Below are 17,675 nucleotides of genomic sequence, written 5' to 3' on the forward strand. Positions count from 1 at the left end.
GAGGTAATGCCTTTGTTGCCATTTTCATGCCCTCCGGTTAGCCAGGCTCCTGCTTTTTGAAGGTAACTATTGTTAAAGCGGTTGTCGGGAAAGTCGAGTGAAAAACCGCTGGTGAAATCGAGGAAGAAACCTTGTCTTTCGGATTTAAAGCTGGTGGCTGCTTTTGCACAGCGAGGTAGCTTGTTGAGGTATTGGTGGATAGCTGGTTGTTGGTATCGTCATTGATCAGCACTTCCAGGCTGTCGATAACATGGGCCAGTTGGGCCAACCTGATTGCTTTTTCTACGGCACTGATGGTGGTATCGCGGTTTACAGCTCTTAGTTCTTCTCTTTTCTTTGCATATACTATGTAGGAAGCGTGTTGTTTTTCATTTTTCTTAAACTGCTCCAGCAGTTCTTTCTGTACAGCGATCAGGTTTTCATAGGCTGTTTTGGTAGCTGTTGACCACTTGGGGCGTATGATGGAGAATTTAATGCCCAATGCTATTTTGGTTGTTTTCAAGCTATCCACATCTTCTTTTCCTTCAGGCCCCATGTGGGTAAAGCCGGCGGAAACAATGAATGTTTGTGGAATGGTGTATTGCTTATTGTTGAAATCATTCAGGGTATATTTTTTGGACCCCACGAGGAAGGGGCTATCTCAAAGGCGTAACTATTGGGAATGGTGGTAAAGTTCTTAGTGGCATTTTGGATGGATACGCGAAAAGCATTGAAGTCGGTATACCGCTCAATAGCACTGGTTCCTATACCCAGCATATTGAAGGCGGGAGAAACGGGTGACTTTAACAGGTCGAGATTGATGGTGGTATCAATATTGGGTAGTTGCGTAAAGGCAGCGGAATACATGCCTGTGAGGAACAGGAGGGAGGTAATTATTTTTTTCATAGGAGTTATGCGTTTTGGGTAAAGAAAATAGTGACCTTATAAACGATGGAAGCTCCCTGGCTTTGGAGGGTTTTCTGCATCGAGTATTTATAGGGAGCTACTCCTCCCTGCAGGCTAAAGTCGAAACTGGTGAGATCGGTTTCCTGGGAGGTATCGGTAATCAGGGTGTACACTTCGAGAAATTTCCCTTCGAGGTTGGTATTGGTTCCCAACTGGAAATTGGTGATGGTACCTACTGTGCCTTTAAATAAACTGGCGCCATCGAGGTTGGCATCGGACACGGCAGACTGACCATTATCGCCGGGCTGTACGGTTAGGCTAATGGGATTGTTGGTATTGTTTGTTTTGTAGAGGTCAAAATGAGCAGTCTTGGTATTAGACTGGTTGAAGATTGTTTTCAGTGATTTTTGTCTTGCCATGGTTATATGTTTTTGAGGTGGATGATTTTATTTCACTCCCCCGCTCCAGAAGAAATTGCCGTGGGTATCCTGGTACCAGCGGGGATTGTTGTTGACAGGTTCACCATCGGGTACAATGGCCGCGAACTCGAGTACGGTACCAGCAGGTATAACTTGTACGATGGCGGCGCGGGTGTTGGGGGCTTTACGCAGGTTGAGCTTTACGGTTACTGTAACTGTGCCTGATTGTTCGGTAGTGGCTGGGGCTGGGGCTGCATTGCCTGTGCAGGCAAGGAATTCTGTAGCTATGTCGCGTAGCAATTGTTCGTAAGTACGGCGACTGCGGGCTAGTCCGGTTACGGGATCTGTTTTGCGGGCGGGGTCCAGGAAAAAGTGGCCCACTATATCCCTGGCGGGGTCCAGTTGGAATTGGAAGCATAAGCGGGCCAGGGTCCACACAAATTTTTCATAGGCTTTATCGGCATTGATGGCTCCGCCATAGCAATATTCCACACCAATGGCGCCATCATTGGCGTTTACGCCATAGAGCTCATTGTCTTTGGTCACCTTTTTCAAAACATGGAATGCTTTTTCGGGCTTTGCGGTGAGGGCCGGAACGCATTCCAGTATTTCTTTATCGTCTACAAACAAATGGGCGGAGGCTGTTTTAGCAGGTTCTACGGTGTGGGCGGTATTGGTATAGAACTGTATATTATTGGCTGCCGTAGAACCGGGATTCCCGGTATCATGAGCTACCAGGAAGCGTACTTTTTGGATGGGGTTCCTGCCCGCCTGCGCGAAGGAACAGGCAGGTAGCGGGCTATAATGATGAATTTTTCGATGAATGTTTCGGGCATGACTGGTCAATTTAAAGGTTAGCCAACTGCTTTTTCTTCATCGTCCTCTGTGCCTTCTATAGGAGGCGGTGCGGTGTTTTCTGATACAGACAGCATCCTTTTATGAAGTACGGTATTGCCTTCCGGGTCGGAGATGAGCAGTTGTAGCTGGGTCTTTTGTTTGGCTTCTTCCGGAATGGTATAGGGAAGCTGACCTCTTCATCAGTGACCCGGGGATTGGGGATCTCCTGGTCGTCTATTTTGATCAGGAGTTTTTGGCTTTTGAGGTTAGCTCCCTTGATCACCATTTTATTTTCGCCTTCTTTGGCCAGCTCATCTGGGGTAACGGCGTTTATTTTGATGGCAGGATCGGTGAGTTTATTGGGGCGATTGTCTTTGGGACTGAAGAGTACGTCAAATACTTCTTTGAGTTTTTGGGTAGCGATATCGGTAAAAAGGCCTGAAAGGATGGCTACTGTTAGGATGCGATCAATATCGGCGTTGGCGGGATCGTTGGTGGCGCCGAATGCGAAGTACAGGGCGAGGGCCAGTGCGGAGGCGGTGAAGGGGCGGACCCAGTACCATAGTATCCAGCTTTGCTGAAATTTTCCGGCGCCTACAAAGGTGGTGAAGGAAGTGGCGACATGGATCATATTGCCGAGGAAGCCACCAGCGGCCACCAGCAAGAGTAGAATAATATTGAGGTTGATATAGTGATGTGTTGAGGAGGTGCCGGCTGTTTTAACAGGTATGGCCACCGCCGGAGAATCGGCTTTTGGGCTGGAGGCTGATTTTGAAAGGGCGTTATTGCCTGTCGTATCTGCTTTTGTTGAATCAGGGGCGGCTTTGGCAGGGCCTTATGGGTTGAATCGGCTATGGAGTCGGGTAGGGAGGGAGCTTGTTTGCAGGCACTGGTATCGAGGGTCATGGCAAACAGTTTAAACTGATACTGGGCGCATTTTTGCCGGGGTCGGGTAAGCGGTCGGGCCAGAAGGCAATAATGGTGATGATAGAAATGACGGTGAAGAAGACGAGCAATATGCCGGCAGTTATTTTGCCTCCCCGGGTGATCTGGGGATCTGCCAAGTTGTTGTTGGCCATATGGGTTGATTTGAAAGGTTAGTAATCTTTCGTTACCAGGTAGTCTGATCAGAGGGCAAGAAACAAGGTGGATAGCACCTGATTGAACCGGATTAAAGGTGACTGGTTGGGAGGGGAAGGGCAAAGCTGGGAAGAATTTCTGGTTTAATCAATACCACAAATAGGGTAGGTAGGATAACCGGATTATTAAGGGGGGATGCCTTGGATGTGGATATGATATAGGGCAACCAGGGAGCTACAGGCAAGGAAGAGTAAAGGAATATCGCTATAAGGTCGCTATAACCTCGCTATAAGGTCGCTGTAAACTCGCTATAAAGACGGTATAAGCGTTCAGTTCTTGCTCATGAGGAAGCTGAAAGGGGGGATGGTTTCGGCCAGGAGGCGGTGGATACGGGGAGCGCGGCGTTCCATGCGATAGTGGCGTATGCGGGCGATTTCGATGGTATTGGAGAAGGCGAGTGCTTTGGTGGTGAGTAAGCGGCTACAAAGCTTTTCATACTGGATCAGGAGTTCCAATTCTTCTCCTTGCTGATCATTCAGCAACACCTCATAATGCCTTAGTTGATATACCCGCATGATGGCTTAAAATTGATCTCACCACTAATATCGCTCATAAAACAATAGCAGTAAAGCTTTGTTCATTTTTTGTGTTTAAAAATAACGATTTTATGCGAGTTTGAGCATTATGAATTGGTTAAAACGCAGGCGCTGTAAGAGTTTTCTTATATCCAAAACAGGTAAACCCTTAGTGCTGCTGTATCTTATCTGAAGGACCTATTTACCAAATTTTTGGGGTATAATTCTTTCGCACAAGGGTGTGTGTATTTCCTTTGGGAAAGGGTGTCAAACTTTTGTAAATTGGGAATATCCTGCACATCAATGTGGATAACCCGGCAAATGATGTGAATCGGCTCGTGAATTGCGGGTGATTAAATATAGGTTCCAGAAATTTTTTTTCGGGACGTTAGGGGGTTATATATTCGCCGTCCTGACTAAAGCGGTAACATTCAGGTAACCCTGGATTAACAATTTCGTAACACAAGTCTGGAATACTAACCCGCCAGTCATTGATTGGATTTCCGATTGAGTGACCAGGAAAACCGTCCCCTAAAACAGAAACCATCGTTCAGTGGATTGTATTGCCAACGTTCTCATTTACTTACTGACCAATTGAACCAATGGAGCTAACGAATTTTAATAAAGACCGCAAGCAGCGCCGGAAAGGAACCATCGACATGAGTACGATGGTGTATGGCAAAAGTACCTCCTCAGGCCAAAGACCTGGAAGAGGCTGTACTGGGTGCTATTATGTTGGAAAAGAGCGCTTTCGATACAGTGATCGAGATCCTGAAGCCGGAATGTTTTTATGTGGATGCGAACCAGCGTATTTACCGGGCGATGCTGAGTCTTCAGCAGAAGAACCAGCCTATCGATATTTTGACGGTAGTGGAGGAGTTGAAATCAAAGGACGAGTTGGAAATGGTGGGTGGTCCCTACTATGTAACCCGGCTTACGAATGCGGTGGTATCTTCTGCCAATATTGATGCCCACTCCCGGATCATACTGCAAAAGTTTATCCAGCGTGAGTTGATCCGTATCAGTGGTGAAATTATCAGTGAATCATACGAGGATAGTACGGATGTATTTGATCTGCTGGATGAAGCGGAAAGCAAGTTATTTGAGATCACGAATAATCACCTTCGGAAGAATTTTGACAGTATTGACAGTGTGTTGGTGAAAACGGTACAGCGTATTGAAGATATGCGCAGCCGTACAGAAGATATTACGGGTGTGCCCAGTGGGTTTGTTTCGTTGGACAAGGTGACGTATGGGTGGCAGCCTTCTGACTTAGTGATCCTGGCCGCTCGTCCTGCGGTAGGTAAAACGGCGTTCGCCCTCAACCTGGTGCGGAATGCAGCATTGGATCCGCGGAAGCCCACGCCGGTGGCTTTTTTAGCCTTGAAATGAGTTCGGCCCAGCTGGTACAGCGTATCCTCTCGGCCGAGAGTGAGATCTGGTTGGAAAAGATCTCGCGAGGTAAAATGGAAGAGCATGAGATGAAGCAATTGTATGCCAAGGGTATCCAAAAGCTGGCACAAGCGCCCATCTTTATCGATGATACAGCTGCATTGAACGTGTTTGAATTGAGGGCCAAGGCACGGCGTTTGAAGAATAAACACAATATTGGCCTGATCATCATTGACTACTTGCAGCTGATGAGTGGTGGTGGTGGTAAGAACCAAAATCGTGAGCAGGAGATCAGTACGATCTCGCGTAACCTGAAAACGCTGGCCAAGGAGTTGATGGTGCCGATCATTGCACTGTCGCAGTTAAGCCGGGCGGTGGAAACGCGTAAAGAGGGTAATAAGATGCCGCAGTTGAGTGACCTTCGGGAATCGGGTGCGATCGAGCAAGATGCGGACATGGTAATGTTTATTTACCGGCCTGAATATTATGATATTACTTCCAATGAAATGGGAGAAAGTAATAAAGGGGAAACGCATATCCGGATAGCCAAACACCGGAACGGTTCGCTGGAAACGATCAAACTGCGTGCCTTGCTGCACATCCAGAAATTTGAAGAGATGGAAAATGATGATTTTGGCGGTATTGGCGCCGGCGGTGGTGGCGGCAACTGGAAGCCAGTACCTACGGAAGGAGCTGATGGTGGTGGCGCCAAACTGTTTATCCAGGCCGGTAGCAAAATGAATGATATGCCTTTTGGTGATGATGACGATGCACCGTTTTAATTAAGGCCACGAGGTATAAAGGCATTGAGCCAACGAGCAGGAAGGCAGGTAAAAAGGTCAACAGGTTGAAAAGTTGATAGGTTAACCAGGAAAGATCAGTGAGCAGTTGAGCGTATTAAAAGCACTATAAAGATTATTATAAACTTCTGAGGTTTCTATCCTAAGCCCTCCCAAATATGCAACGGGGAGGGCTTTTTACTGCCTGCTAGTTGATGGCAAGGCTGGTACAAATTTCTTTCACTTAATTTGCATTATGAGCCTACCGATCTTCTATATAGAAGCTACCGCCTCGGTAAATGGTATCCTTACTTTACCAGAAGAAGCTTCCAAACATATTATACAGGTTTTGCGCAAGCAAATTGGTGAGCAGGTACTGTTGACAGATGGAATGGGTAACCTGTTAACGGCAGAGATCATCAACGACCATAAGAAGAAATGCGGTGTACGCATTCTGCAAGGGCAATTTACGCCGGCGCCCGCACGACGTATTACGGTGGCGATCTCATTGCTGAAGAATGCCAGTCGCTTTGAATGGTTCCTGGAAAAAGCTACAGAGATAGGCATACAAACGATTATTCCCTTGCTATGTGAAAGAACGGAAAGGGAGCATTTCAGGTACGATAGAATGCAGGGTATTCTTATCAGTGCTATGTTACAAAGCCAGCAAAGCTGGTTACCTGTACTGCACCAGCCAGTAGGATATGAGCAGTTGTTCCGACAGGAAGAGGTCATGCTCAATGAGCAAAAGTTTATTGCGCATTGCATGGAGGAGGCCCGTCAGGAATTGCAACAGGCAGTGCAAGCAGCTCAACCATCGCAGATCATCCTGATTGGACCCGAAGGTGATTTTACGCCCAGAGAAGTAGCATTGGCATTACAGCACCAGTTTATTCCGGTGGTATTGGGTAATAATCGCCTACGTACAGAAACTGCTGGTGTAGTGGCTGCTACGCTACTGAAGATCGTTTAGTGGGCTACATCGTCCTTGTTTTCTTCTGTGGAGGGCAAGGTAGGAGCATTCAACTGCACCACCCGTTTTGCCTGCCGTTTTCGCATGGTCATATTCAGGAGTTCCACCCCAAAAGAGAAAGCCATACCAAAGTAGATATAGTTCTTCAGGTGAAGTTCATGGGCTTTCTCGGAATCCCAACCTTCAATGACCAGGCTTAATCCAATCATTACGAGGAAGGAGAGTGCCAGCATTTTAATAGTAGGATGTTCATGTACAAAACTGGAGATGGCGGGGCTGAACAAGAACATCACGATCATGGCAATGACCACGGCTGCAATCATGATCTCTACATGTTTGGCGGTACCGCCCGCTGTAATAATGCTATCGAAAGAGAATACGGCATCTATCAACACTATTTGTCCCAAGGCTTGTCCCAGGGCTAAGGGCTTTTTATTTTTGTAGAAGCATTGGGGTCTTCTCCTTCGAGTTTATGGTGTATTTCCATCACTGTTTTATAGATCAGGAATAATCCGCCGGCCAGCATAACGAGGCTTGCCAGGTCGAAACCTTTGCCAAACCAGCTTTCGGGAATAACGTACTTGCCTTTTTGTTCCAGTAACCAGCCGAGGGCCAACAATAATAGGCTGCGCACAATGATACCGCTGATCATCCAGAAGCGCCTTGCCTTATTTATTTCCTTCCTGGTGTTCAAGCGATTCATGATGATGCTTACAAAGATCACATTATCGATACCCAATACAATTTCCAGGATAACCAATACCACAAAGCTGATGATACTATCCGTCGTAAATAGATGTTCCATTTGTATATATAAGTTGTATAAGTTGGTATTTATTACACCAGGTGGAATATTAATCTATACTGTCCTGCTTAGGTTAATGACTGACATATATTTTGCACAATACCCGGGCCTTCATAAATAAATCCTGTCCATACCTGTACGAGTGCTGCACCTGCCTGTAATTTTTCTTTGGCATCAGCGCCAGTAAATATACCGCCTGAAGCAATTACAGGTATTTGTCCATTGGTTTTTGGGTGATGTATTGTACTATTTCAGTCGACTTTTTAGTGAGGGGTTTACCACTTAAACCACCTGCCCCAATAATCGTAAGTTCGGCTTCGGTGGTTTGCAGGTTAGATCGATCGATGGTGGTATTGGTGGCTACAAGTCCGTCCAGTTTGATCTCCAGGGCGAGGTCAATCACATCGTCAATTTGTTCCTGGGTAAGGTCGGGGGCAATTTTAAGCAATAGAGGTTTGGGCTCCTGCTTAGTGCCTGCCAGTGTTTGATTGATGGTTTGGAGGTGGGATAAGATCTTTCTTAAAGCGTCTTTTTCCTGCAGCTCGCGCAGGCCAGGGGTATTGGGAGAACTTACATTTACCACAAAATAATCCACCCAATTAAATAGTTCGTGGAAGCAGATCTCATAATCCTTCCAGGCGTCTTCATTGGGGGTTACTTTATTCTTACCGATGTTGCCGCCGATGATGAGTGGCAAGTGGTGAGCAGGGAGCGGCGAGTGGGTAGTTCCCGATTTGCCAACAAGGCTATCTATTTTCAAGTTCCTGATCTCTGCTTCCTTCTTCTCTTTCCAATCTTTTAGGCGTTTGGCTACTACTTTTACGCCTTCATTATTGAACCCCATGCGGTTGATGAGGGCTTTGTCTTTAGGCAGCCGGAACAAACGGGGCGGATCATTACCTGCCTGTGGTTTGGGGGTAACGGTACCAATTTCTACATAGCCAAAGCCCAGTGCTTCCAGTTCATTGAGGTAGAGGGCATTTTTGTCGAAGCCTGCAGCCAATCCTACGGGATTTTGAAATGCAGGCCAAACAGTTCATGCTCCAGGCCTTTGCGGGCGGGGGTGCTTTTCTTACTTACAATACGCTTGATAAAACCAACCTTACAGGCCAGCTTTAAGGCATTCATGGAAAAATAGTGTACTCCTTCGGTTGGAAACAGGAACAACAGTTGTCGGATAAACGTATACATAGACGGCTGCGAAGATATTTCTTTATCAAATGTTGGCGCTGCAAAAAGGTAATATTTTACGGATACCATTCAGGGTAGCATGCTAAACAGGGTGGCAAGACGGTTGGGTAAGGCCTTTCATTTTCTCTACCCGCCAAAGACTGGAAATAGTTGTAACTAAATGATTGTGAACGGATGATTATGACTGGGCAGGGTGTTTTGAAAACTACTTGCTTCTTGTTACCTTTGGTATACAAAGTTGCATAAACAACTAACTTAATTCAGAAACTATAAACATCTTTATATGCAAGAGGCTTACATCGTAGCAGGATTTCGTACTGCTGTAGGTAAATCAAAGCGGGGTGTATTCAGGTTTTACCGGCCTGATGACCTGGCGATAGATGTGATCAAGGGGCTCATGGCGTCGGTACCACAACTGGATCCCAAGCGGGTAGATGATGTAATTGTAGGGAATGCGGTACCTGAAGCGGAGCAGGGGCTGCAGGTAGGGCGTATCATTGCGGCCAGGGCCCTGGGTTTTGAGGTGCCGGGTATGACGGTAAACCGGTATTGTGCTTCGGGACTTGAAACAATTGCCATTGCTACTGCGAAGATCAGGATGGGACAAGCGGAATGTATAGTGGCCGGTGGAACGGAAAGTATGAGCCTGGTGCCTACTGCGGGATGGAAAACGGTTCCTGCTTACTCGATTGCGAAAGATGATCCGGATTATTACCTCAGTATGGGGCTTACTGCCGAAGCGGTGGCCAAAGAATACAATGTAAACCGTGAAGACCAGGATGCTTTTTCTTATAACTCGCATAAGAAGGCGATCAATGCTATTGAACAGGGTTATTTTAAAAGTGGCATATTGCCGGTGACGGTAGAGCAGGTATATGTGGATGAAAAAGGGAAGAAGAAAACAAAAAGTTATGTAGTAGATACGGATGAAGGACCGCGCCAGGATACCAGCGTGGATGCCCTGGCAAAACTGAAACCGGTATTTGCTATGAATGGATCAGTAACGGCCGGCAACTCTTCGCAAACATCGGATGGTGCCGCTTTTGTGATTGTGATGGGAGAGAAAATGGTGAATGAGTTGGGGCTGAAACCGATTGCCCGGTTGGTCAATTGTGCTTCGGCAGGGGTACACCCACGAATTATGGGCATTGGTCCGGTAGAAGCGGTGCCCAAAGTTTTAAAACAGGCTAATATGAGCCTGGGGCAAATTGACCTGGTGGAATTGAATGAAGCATTTGCTTCGCAGGCACTGGCCGTAATTCGCAAGCTGGAAATGAATCCTGCTATCGTGAACATCAATGGCGGCGCCATTGCATTGGGACATCCGCTGGGTTGTACGGGTACGAAACTTACTATCCAAATTACCAATGATATGAAACGGCTTAATAAAAAGTATGGTATTGTAACAGCCTGTGTAGGTGGTGGGCAAGGAATAGCCGGGATTATTGAGAACATTAGTTAGAAGAATACAGTAAACAGTATACATGAAATGCTATGTTTTGCGATTGTCGCAGACATAGCATTTTTTTATGGATATAACAGTGAGGTCCATGTTATGACTTTGACTTTTATATATCGCTGGCATTATGGATTGGCTGTTTTCTCTGGCTTCTGTATTCGGAATTCTGCATTCTACCTGCCTTTCAATCGAGTTCTTACGAAAAAAGCAAGGAAATGTACTCGTTGGGGTGATTTATGGCCAAATGGCAGCATTTTTGTTTGTAGGAGGAGAGTGAAAGCGATCGTCTTAATCAGGATTAACCTTTCCTGATCCAGACGACCACCCCAAAATCAAACCTATGGATAGAAGAACATTCTTCCTGCTTAATAGAAAAGCCAGTGCGCCTGCGGAAAAGGCTTATGCTGGTTTACGATTCATCACTTCTGGTTTAGCTCCTTATGGAGGGCCGTGGACTTCGGCGGAAGTAGCGCACCTGCTAAAGCGTACGATGTTTGGCTCTAAAAAAGCAGACATAGATTATTTCAGGTCGATGTCGGTATCCCAAGCAGTCGATGCTTTATTAACAACCTCTCCGGCTCCAGCGCCTCCGGTAAAAACGTATGATAATACAGGTATTGCAGGTGGTGACGCTGAATTGGCGATTGCCACGGGTAGTACCTGGGTTAATACACCTACTACGGATGAAGAAGCGAATGATAAACGTATCATGTCCTGGAAAGCCTGGTGGGCTGGGTTAATGATCAACCAGGATCGTAGTATCACGGAAAAATTGATCCTGTTCTGGCACCACCATTTTACTACTGAAGCCAGTATGTATAGGAATGGGATTGCCGGTTACCGGCATTATGTATTGCTTCACCAAATGGCGCTGGGCAACTTTAAGCAGTTGGTGCGGGGTATTACGCTCGACCTGGCCATGCTGCGCTACCTGAATGGTTTTCTCAATATTAAAGATGCGCCGGATGAAAACTATGGGAGGGAATTGCAGGAATTATTTACGTTGGGAAAAGAAAATAATCCCAATTACACCGAACCGGATGTAATGGCGGCGGCCCGGGTATTGACGGGCTGGACGATTGATAAGGCCACGGAAACAGTGAAATTTGATCCGGCCAAACATGATACCAATAGTAAAGCGTTTTCATCCTTCTATGGTGTTACGATCGCGGGCCGCAGTGATGCTACGGCCGGTGATGCGGAACTGGATGATATGCTTACGATGATCTTCAATAAAAAGTACAGGTATCGGAGTTTATTGTGCGCAAGTTGTACCGCTGGTTTTGTTATTACATCATCGATTCCAGCACGGAAACGAATGTGATCAAACCCCTGGCGCAACAATTCCGTGATGGTAACTGGGAAATAAAACCAGTACTGGCTACCCTATTTAAGAGTGAACATTTCTTTGATGTGCTCAACCAGGGCTGTTTGATCAAAAGTCCGGTAGACCTCACAGTGGGGCTTTGCCGTGAATTTGGCATCAGCTTTCCGGCTGCTGGTGATTATGGGCATGTATATAATATGTGGGCTTTTGTGCAGGATCAAGCGGGCAATATGCAACAGAATATTGGCGATCCGCCCGGCGTATCGGGCTGGCCGGCATATTATCAATTGCCACAGTTTCATGAAATGTGGATCAATTCGGATACGTTGCCTAAGCGTAATATTTATGGTGATATGCTGGTAACGATTGGTTATATGCGTGACAATATCACGCTGAAGATCGATCCGGTAGCCTTTGCTAAAACACTGCCCAATCCGGGAGATCCCAATGCGTTGATCAATGATTCGCTCACTGTATTGTACCGGGTACCCTTGTCGGATGCATCCAGACTAACGATCAAAAAACAGATACTGTTGAGTAACCAGGAACAGGATTATTATTGGACGAATGCCTGGAATGCGCATATTAACAACCCGGGCAATGATACAGCCTATCAAACGGTAAACATGCGTTTACAGTCGATGTACAAATATTTCATGAACCTGGCTGAATACCAGTTATCCTGACACCCAACCCAATAGCTATGAAACGCAGAGATTTTGTCAAACAAAGTTTGCCGGCTGCCATCACGATGCCGGCGCTGATCAATGGCTTTTCTGTAAAAGCTTATACGGGGCTTCGCCGCTGGTGCAGGCCCTGATGAGTGCTCCGCCAACAGATACTGATAAAGTATTGGTATTGGTGCAGCTCAATGGAGGTAATGATGGGCTGAACATGGTGATCCCAATTGAGTTTTATGCCAACTATTATAATGCGCGTAAAAATATTGCGATACCACAGAATAAGGTATTGTCATTGAATGGAACTACGAAAACAGCACTTCATCCGGGAATGCCGGGCATGCAAATACTATTCAATGAAGGTAAATTATCGATTGTACAATCTGTTGGTATCCCTGCTCCCAGCTTTTCGCATTTCAGGGCTACGGATATCTGGATGAGTGCTTCTGACCCTGAAGAAGTGCTTAGTTCAGGTTGGGCGGGCCGTTACCTGGGCACGCAGTATCCTAATTATCCAAATGGTTATCCCAATACGCAGGTACCGGATCCGCTGGCTATTCAGATAGGCGCCATCCCTTCGCTGGCGTTGCAAGGGCCGGTGATGAATATGGCCATGAATATTTTTGATCCCAATAGTTTCTATGACTTTTTGGATGGGGTACAAGATCCTGTGCCGGATACACCCTGGGGAAAAGAATTGAAATATATACGGCTCATAGCTGGTCAAACGGAACAATTTTCCAATGTGATTAGGGCGGCAGCGGCAAAGGTTACCTCACAGGGCACTTATCCCGGCAATAATTACCTGGCGCAACAATTAAAGATCGTGGCGCGGCTGGTGAAAGGGGGCTTAAAAACGCGTATTTATATGGTGACGACAGGTGGGTTTGACACGCATTCGGACCAGGTAAATTCATTGGATACGACGATTGGAACGCACAATAATTTATTGGCGGGCTTATCCAGTGCTATTAAATCTTTCGTGGATGACCTGGAAGGGCTGGGTGTGGCAGACAGGGTGATTGGGCTTACCTTTTCTGAATTTGGGCGCCGCATCAAATCGAATGGTAGTATGGGAACGGACCATGGTTCGGCGGCACCGATGTTTGTATTTGGGAAAAATGTGCGACCCGGCATCGTGGGGAATAATCCCTTCATTCCGGGTGGGGCATCGGTAAATGATAATATCCCCTTTCAATATGACTTCCGCAGTATTTATGCTTCGATCCTGCAGCAGTGGTTTTGTGTGAATGCGACGGACCTGGAAACGATCATGTTGCGCAATTTTCAGCAAATACCGCTTGCGGTGAATGCGGCCTGCGGTACTACTGGCCTGGATGATATTATCAGGGGATCGGGTGAGGAGCTGATCACTAATTATCCCAATCCTTTGTAGAAAGCACTAAAATTACATTCCGCACAAAGGGCGGTCATACGCTTATACAGGTAATGGATAGTTTGGGCAGGGTAGTGCGTACGCTCACGGACAAGGTGTATGCCCCGGGGTCTATACGTTTAGTTTTGATAGTTATGGGATGCCTACAGGGGTATATTATGCCCGCTATCAGAATGGCTCGATCCAGCAGGTGAGGTCGATGCTCAAGACGCGGTAAATTCAGGTTCCTACCTACTGAATACGAAATTTAAGCCCCGAAAGGGGCTTTTTTGTATCATATAGTAAATAGTTTTAAATTGCTGGTGATTGGGAATCCATACAATTCGATAGCTTTACTAAAAGTAAACCGATTCGAAACCTACTATGTTGAAACTGTTTATCACTGACGACCACGAATTATACCTGGAGGGCCTGACATTGTTGTTGAACAAGCAAGAGGGGATGCAGGTAGTAGGGTCGGCCTTAACCGGCGAAAGCCTGTTGCAAAAGCTACCCGAACTGGAAATAGATGTACTGTTATTGGACGTGAACCTGCCTGATATTGAGGAAGAAGACCTTTTGAAGAAGATCCGGGTGGTAAAACCTGATCTGAAGATACTTTATTTGACGATTATGCGGGGTACCCGCTATATTCATAAGCTGGTTAAATATGATATTCAGGGATATCTGCTCAAAAACAGCAGTATTGATGAATTGAAACTGGCACTTCATTCCATTGCGGATGGCCAGAAGTACTTCAGTAAGGAAATTAATATCCTGGATACGGAACAGGATTTCCGCCATACAATTACGATCGAGGACAAAAAGGTGGATGAAATACTCTCCCGGCGGGAAATAGAAATACTCACCCTCATTTGTAAGGAGTACAGTAACTCGGAAATAGCGGAAAAGCTGTTTCTGAGTGTAAGTACGGTAGAAACGCATCGAAAGAACCTGATTGCCAAGCTGGGCGTAAACAATACGGTAGGCCTGGTAAAATTTGCGCTTAAAAACAGGCTGATCGATTAGTTTAATTAAAACTACCCAAACACCAGAATTCGTTATCTTGCCGCAGTAATCTGTTAATCAATGAAATATTGGTTACTGGTCCTTTCCTTATTCTGCGTGTTTATCAAGGCCCCTGCCCAGGTTGATACTACCTACCTGAAGGCACTGTATGACCGCTGCCTGGATTTTTCGGAAGACAAGATTGATTCAATGTTTCACTATGCGGTACTTATCAAAAAAGAATCAGACCGGCTACAGTTTGTGAAAGGGGATGTACTGTCCCTTCGTCTCAAAGGCATCTATGAGGAGATGAATAATAATTATTCTGTGGCCATTGAGTATTACCTGCAATCGCTGGATGCTTCCCGGAAATTAACGGATGTGGCCTATGAAAAAGCTGCATTGAGCGACCTGGCAATAGCCTATGCCAATATCAAAGAACCAATAAAGGCCAAAGAGTTTTATATCCAGGCTGCCAGAATTTCAAAAGGAACAGGGGATGTATATGACCTTGTGAATACCTATAATAACCTGGCGGTTATTTATACGCAATTGAAGCAATTTGATAGTGCCCGGTTATTACTGAACGATGCGATCCGATATGGCAAGCCTTATGAAAAGGAGCTCGACCTATCAAGTACCTATAACAATATGGGTAACCTGTTTTGCCAGGAAAAGAATTATGACCAGGCGCTTATCTATTTCCGGCGCAACTATGAGCAACACCGGGTGGCTAATAATCCCGGCGATCTATGGGTTGACCTCTTGAACATGGCGGATGTTTACAGTGAACAAAAGCGGTTCGATTCGGCCACAAAGTATAGTCAACTCGCTATGAAGTTGGCGCAGGAGTTGGAATCAAAGGGAAAAGAAGCTGATTCGTATGCAATTTTAGCCAAGCTGGCCGAATACAAAGGAGATTACCGTACAGCTTACGATAACCTAAAAAAATGGTATAAGCTTGATACAGCCATTATTAATGGGGATACGTATAAAAGGATTGCTGAGTTGCAGGAGCGGTTTCATGCAAAAGAACGGAAGTAGCAAATAAGCTGTTGAAAGAACAGGTGGAGAAGGAGGCGTTGAAAACTAAAATAGTGACGATCCTGGCCATTGCCATGGCAATAATTGGGGTACTAATTGCCATTGCCTTCATTACGAAACGGAATGCTAATCGTCGGTTAAAGAATATCAATGAACTGATTGTTCAGCAAAATGAAAAACTGGCTGAACTTAATTATGAGAAGAACTCGCTGATCAGTATTGTATCGCACGATCTGAGTACTCCTTTTACCAGCATCCAGGTATGGAGTCATATACTTCAATCGGAGCCGGGGCAATTGACGGAGGACCAGCAAAAGGCTTTGAGTAAGATCATGCAGGCCAGTAATAATGGAGAAGAGATGATCCGCCGTATCCTGGATGTAGAAAAAAAGGATATTGCCGAACACAGGATGCAACTGGAGAGTTTTGATCTGACCATTTTTGCAGAGGAGGTAATTGACAGTTTCAGGCCGGTGGCTGCCCGGAAAGCGATTAACTTACATGCCGAGATGCCCGGTAAAAATCTCTTTCTGCTTAGTGATAAGCAATTGGTGGCCCGTATTTGTGAAAACCTGCTGTCGAATGCCATCAAGTATACACCACATGGTAAAAATGTATGGATCAGCATCAGCGATGAGCAGGATGCGGTGAGCATCAAGGTGCGTGATGAAGGGGTGGGTATAGAAAAAAATGAAATGCCTTATCTATTCTCCAAATACAGTAAAATATCCTCTCAACCTACTGATGGCGAAGCTTCGACAGGACTGGGGCTTTCGATCGTAAAGCGTATCGTGCAGGAGATAAATGGTAAGATCTTTTGTGAGAGTGAACCCGGTAAAGGGTCATTGTTTACGGTGGTACTTAAAAAATAAGCCTCCTGGTTACTATAACGAATTGTTTGGTAGCTGGTTAGGGTACCGATAACCATTCATTAGGAAAATAATATGCTTGTTGTACAGTAATTGCTTTAATTTGCAACGCAGTAGCAATAAGATTGAGCCTTCAACATCCCATATTAAGACGTTCACTGGCAGGTATATTACTGGTGCTTTTTGCTTTCAGTAATATGCCCAAAAAAGTGCTGCATGACTGGATCGTTAGTCATACAGACGGGATAAGTACGCAGGCAAAATCGACCCTGACGCAAGTTGGCAAAACAGGGTTTAATTGTGAATGCCAGAACCTGGTAGCAGAATCGCCCTTTACGGCCGAAAGCACTCGCATTAACCTGGTATTTCATCAGGACCATACCGTAGTACCTTGCTCCTTTTCCAGTCAGGTTCATTCAACTACCTTATTCTCTTACTCCTTACGAGGCCCTCCCGCTGTTTGTTAATATCATGTAATTCATCAGCTATCATGGCTGGTGGAACGATTGGCATTTACCGGTAACGGTATCTACGATTTCTATATTGACTGATAAAACAAACTATGAAACAGCTTTCTATTTATATAGTCCTGGTTATAACAAGCTGCCTGGGTGCCCGGGCGCAATCCGCTGCCCTGCATACTGCCCCTACCCCAAATAATGTAGTGTTGAATGTATTCTTTACCGGAAAAGTAACGGATGCTAAGACAGGTGAAATTTTGGCTGGTGCCTCGATCCTTTTTCCTGATGTTAAAGTAGGGGGTACTACGAACCAACAGGGGGTATTCAAACTTCAGAATATTCCTTCTGGTAAATACCTGGTAGAAGTAAGTTTTGCAGGATATGCTTCCATTGTTGAATCAATAACACTGAATGGCAATACGGAAAGGATTTTGCGCTTTCGCGCTCTTATGCTGAAAATGAAGCTGTAACGGTTACCGGTGTATCATCTGCCACTTCGGTACGGAGAACGCCTGT

The 17,675-nt window shown here is 45.7% G+C and carries 19 protein-coding genes and 2 pseudogenes; 10 read left to right on the forward strand and 11 right to left on the reverse strand.

Annotated features, from left to right (window positions below):
* Positions 1-37: 37 nt before the first annotated feature.
* The 7 genes from RS881_RS07445 to RS881_RS07475 all read right to left on the reverse strand — a co-directional run bounded on the left by RS881_RS07445 (position 38) and on the right by RS881_RS07475 (position 3,796).
* Positions 38-625: a hypothetical protein gene (locus RS881_RS07445; RefSeq protein ID WP_315820490.1), complete on the reverse strand. Its 588-nt coding sequence runs from the start codon at positions 623-625 to the stop codon at positions 38-40.
* Positions 601-885 carry a hypothetical protein gene (locus tag RS881_RS07450; RefSeq protein WP_315820491.1) on the reverse strand — a complete coding sequence of 95 codons (285 nt, stop codon included), beginning with the start codon at positions 883-885 and terminating at the stop codon, positions 601-603. The genes RS881_RS07445 and RS881_RS07450 overlap by 25 nt, the downstream gene beginning before the upstream one ends.
* 5 nt (positions 886-890) lie before the next feature.
* Positions 891-1,304, reverse strand: coding sequence for a hypothetical protein (locus RS881_RS07455; protein WP_315820492.1), 414 nt, complete (start codon positions 1,302-1,304; stop codon positions 891-893).
* Positions 1,305-1,331: 27 nt separating this feature from the next.
* Entirely contained in the window at positions 1,332-2,150 is an 819-nt protein-coding gene (locus RS881_RS07460; RefSeq protein ID WP_315820493.1) for an N-acetylmuramoyl-L-alanine amidase, read from the reverse strand.
* Positions 2,151-2,196: 46 nt separating this feature from the next.
* Positions 2,197-2,877 (reverse strand): hypothetical protein, encoded by a 681-nt coding sequence (locus RS881_RS07465; RefSeq protein WP_315820494.1) that lies wholly within the window; start codon positions 2,875-2,877, stop codon positions 2,197-2,199.
* 166 nt (positions 2,878-3,043) lie between these two features.
* Entirely contained in the window at positions 3,044-3,220 is a 177-nt protein-coding gene (locus RS881_RS07470; protein WP_315820495.1) for a hypothetical protein, read from the reverse strand.
* A 330-nt stretch (positions 3,221-3,550) separates the two neighbouring features.
* Positions 3,551-3,796, reverse strand: a complete 246-nt coding sequence (locus RS881_RS07475; protein ID WP_315820496.1) for a hypothetical protein — start codon at positions 3,794-3,796, stop codon at positions 3,551-3,553.
* 732 nt (positions 3,797-4,528) lie between these two features.
* On the opposite strand from RS881_RS07475, the pseudogene dnaB reads away from it, so the two are divergent.
* Both dnaB and RS881_RS07485 read left to right on the forward strand, forming a co-directional pair.
* A pseudogene (gene dnaB, locus RS881_RS07480) lies at positions 4,529-5,970 on the forward strand (replicative DNA helicase).
* 253 nt (positions 5,971-6,223) lie between these two features.
* Complete coding sequence (locus tag RS881_RS07485) at positions 6,224-6,940, forward strand: RsmE family RNA methyltransferase (protein ID WP_315820497.1); 717 nt, start codon at positions 6,224-6,226, stop codon at positions 6,938-6,940.
* Here the strand turns inward: RS881_RS07485 and RS881_RS07490 are convergent.
* The 4 genes and pseudogenes from RS881_RS07490 to RS881_RS07510 all read right to left on the reverse strand — a co-directional run bounded on the left by RS881_RS07490 (position 6,937) and on the right by RS881_RS07510 (position 8,936).
* Positions 6,937-7,335, reverse strand: coding sequence for a TerC family protein (locus RS881_RS07490; protein WP_315820498.1), 399 nt, complete (start codon positions 7,333-7,335; stop codon positions 6,937-6,939). The genes RS881_RS07485 and RS881_RS07490 overlap by 4 nt on opposite strands.
* Before the next feature lie 26 nt (positions 7,336-7,361).
* Positions 7,362-7,745: a TerC family protein gene (locus tag RS881_RS07495; RefSeq protein WP_315820499.1), complete on the reverse strand. Its 384-nt coding sequence runs from the start codon at positions 7,743-7,745 to the stop codon at positions 7,362-7,364.
* A 68-nt stretch (positions 7,746-7,813) separates the two neighbouring features.
* Positions 7,814-8,748: pseudogene (locus tag RS881_RS07505) on the reverse strand (quinone-dependent dihydroorotate dehydrogenase).
* A 2-nt stretch (positions 8,749-8,750) separates the two neighbouring features.
* Positions 8,751-8,936: a hypothetical protein gene (locus tag RS881_RS07510; protein ID WP_315820501.1), complete on the reverse strand. Its 186-nt coding sequence runs from the start codon at positions 8,934-8,936 to the stop codon at positions 8,751-8,753.
* Positions 8,937-9,219: 283 nt separating this feature from the next.
* On the opposite strand from RS881_RS07510, the gene RS881_RS07515 reads away from it, so the two are divergent.
* The 8 genes from RS881_RS07515 (at position 9,220) to RS881_RS07550 (ending at position 17,629) form a co-directional block, all read left to right on the forward strand.
* Positions 9,220-10,398: an acetyl-CoA C-acyltransferase gene (locus tag RS881_RS07515; protein ID WP_315820502.1), complete on the forward strand. Its 1,179-nt coding sequence runs from the start codon at positions 9,220-9,222 to the stop codon at positions 10,396-10,398.
* A gap of 337 nt (positions 10,399-10,735) precedes the next feature.
* Entirely contained in the window at positions 10,736-11,719 is a 984-nt protein-coding gene (locus RS881_RS07520; RefSeq protein ID WP_315820503.1) for a DUF1800 family protein, read from the forward strand.
* Positions 11,656-12,408 (forward strand): DUF1800 family protein, encoded by a 753-nt coding sequence (locus RS881_RS07525; protein ID WP_315820504.1) that lies wholly within the window; start codon positions 11,656-11,658, stop codon positions 12,406-12,408. Before RS881_RS07520 ends, RS881_RS07525 begins: the two co-directional genes overlap by 64 nt.
* Positions 12,409-12,529: 121 nt before the next feature.
* The gene (locus tag RS881_RS07530; protein ID WP_315820505.1) at positions 12,530-13,798 is read left to right on the forward strand and encodes a DUF1501 domain-containing protein; all 1,269 of its coding nucleotides are present in this window, start codon (positions 12,530-12,532) and stop codon (positions 13,796-13,798) included.
* A gap of 363 nt (positions 13,799-14,161) precedes the next feature.
* On the forward strand, positions 14,162-14,806 hold the full coding sequence (locus RS881_RS07535) for a response regulator (protein ID WP_315820506.1): 645 nt from the start codon (positions 14,162-14,164) through the stop codon (positions 14,804-14,806).
* Between the two features lie 60 nt (positions 14,807-14,866).
* On the forward strand, positions 14,867-15,829 hold the full coding sequence (locus RS881_RS07540; RefSeq protein ID WP_315820507.1) for a tetratricopeptide repeat protein: 963 nt from the start codon (positions 14,867-14,869) through the stop codon (positions 15,827-15,829).
* 11 nt (positions 15,830-15,840) lie between these two features.
* Positions 15,841-16,701: a sensor histidine kinase gene (locus RS881_RS07545; RefSeq protein WP_315820508.1), complete on the forward strand. Its 861-nt coding sequence runs from the start codon at positions 15,841-15,843 to the stop codon at positions 16,699-16,701.
* A 559-nt stretch (positions 16,702-17,260) separates the two neighbouring features.
* Positions 17,261-17,629 (forward strand): carboxypeptidase-like regulatory domain-containing protein, encoded by a 369-nt coding sequence (locus RS881_RS07550; protein ID WP_315820509.1) that lies wholly within the window; start codon positions 17,261-17,263, stop codon positions 17,627-17,629.
* Positions 17,630-17,675 lie beyond the last annotated feature (46 nt).

It is taken from the genome of Paraflavitalea speifideaquila, from assembly GCF_032395985.1.
GTDB lineage: Bacteria > Bacteroidota > Bacteroidia > Chitinophagales > Chitinophagaceae > Paraflavitalea > Paraflavitalea speifideaquila.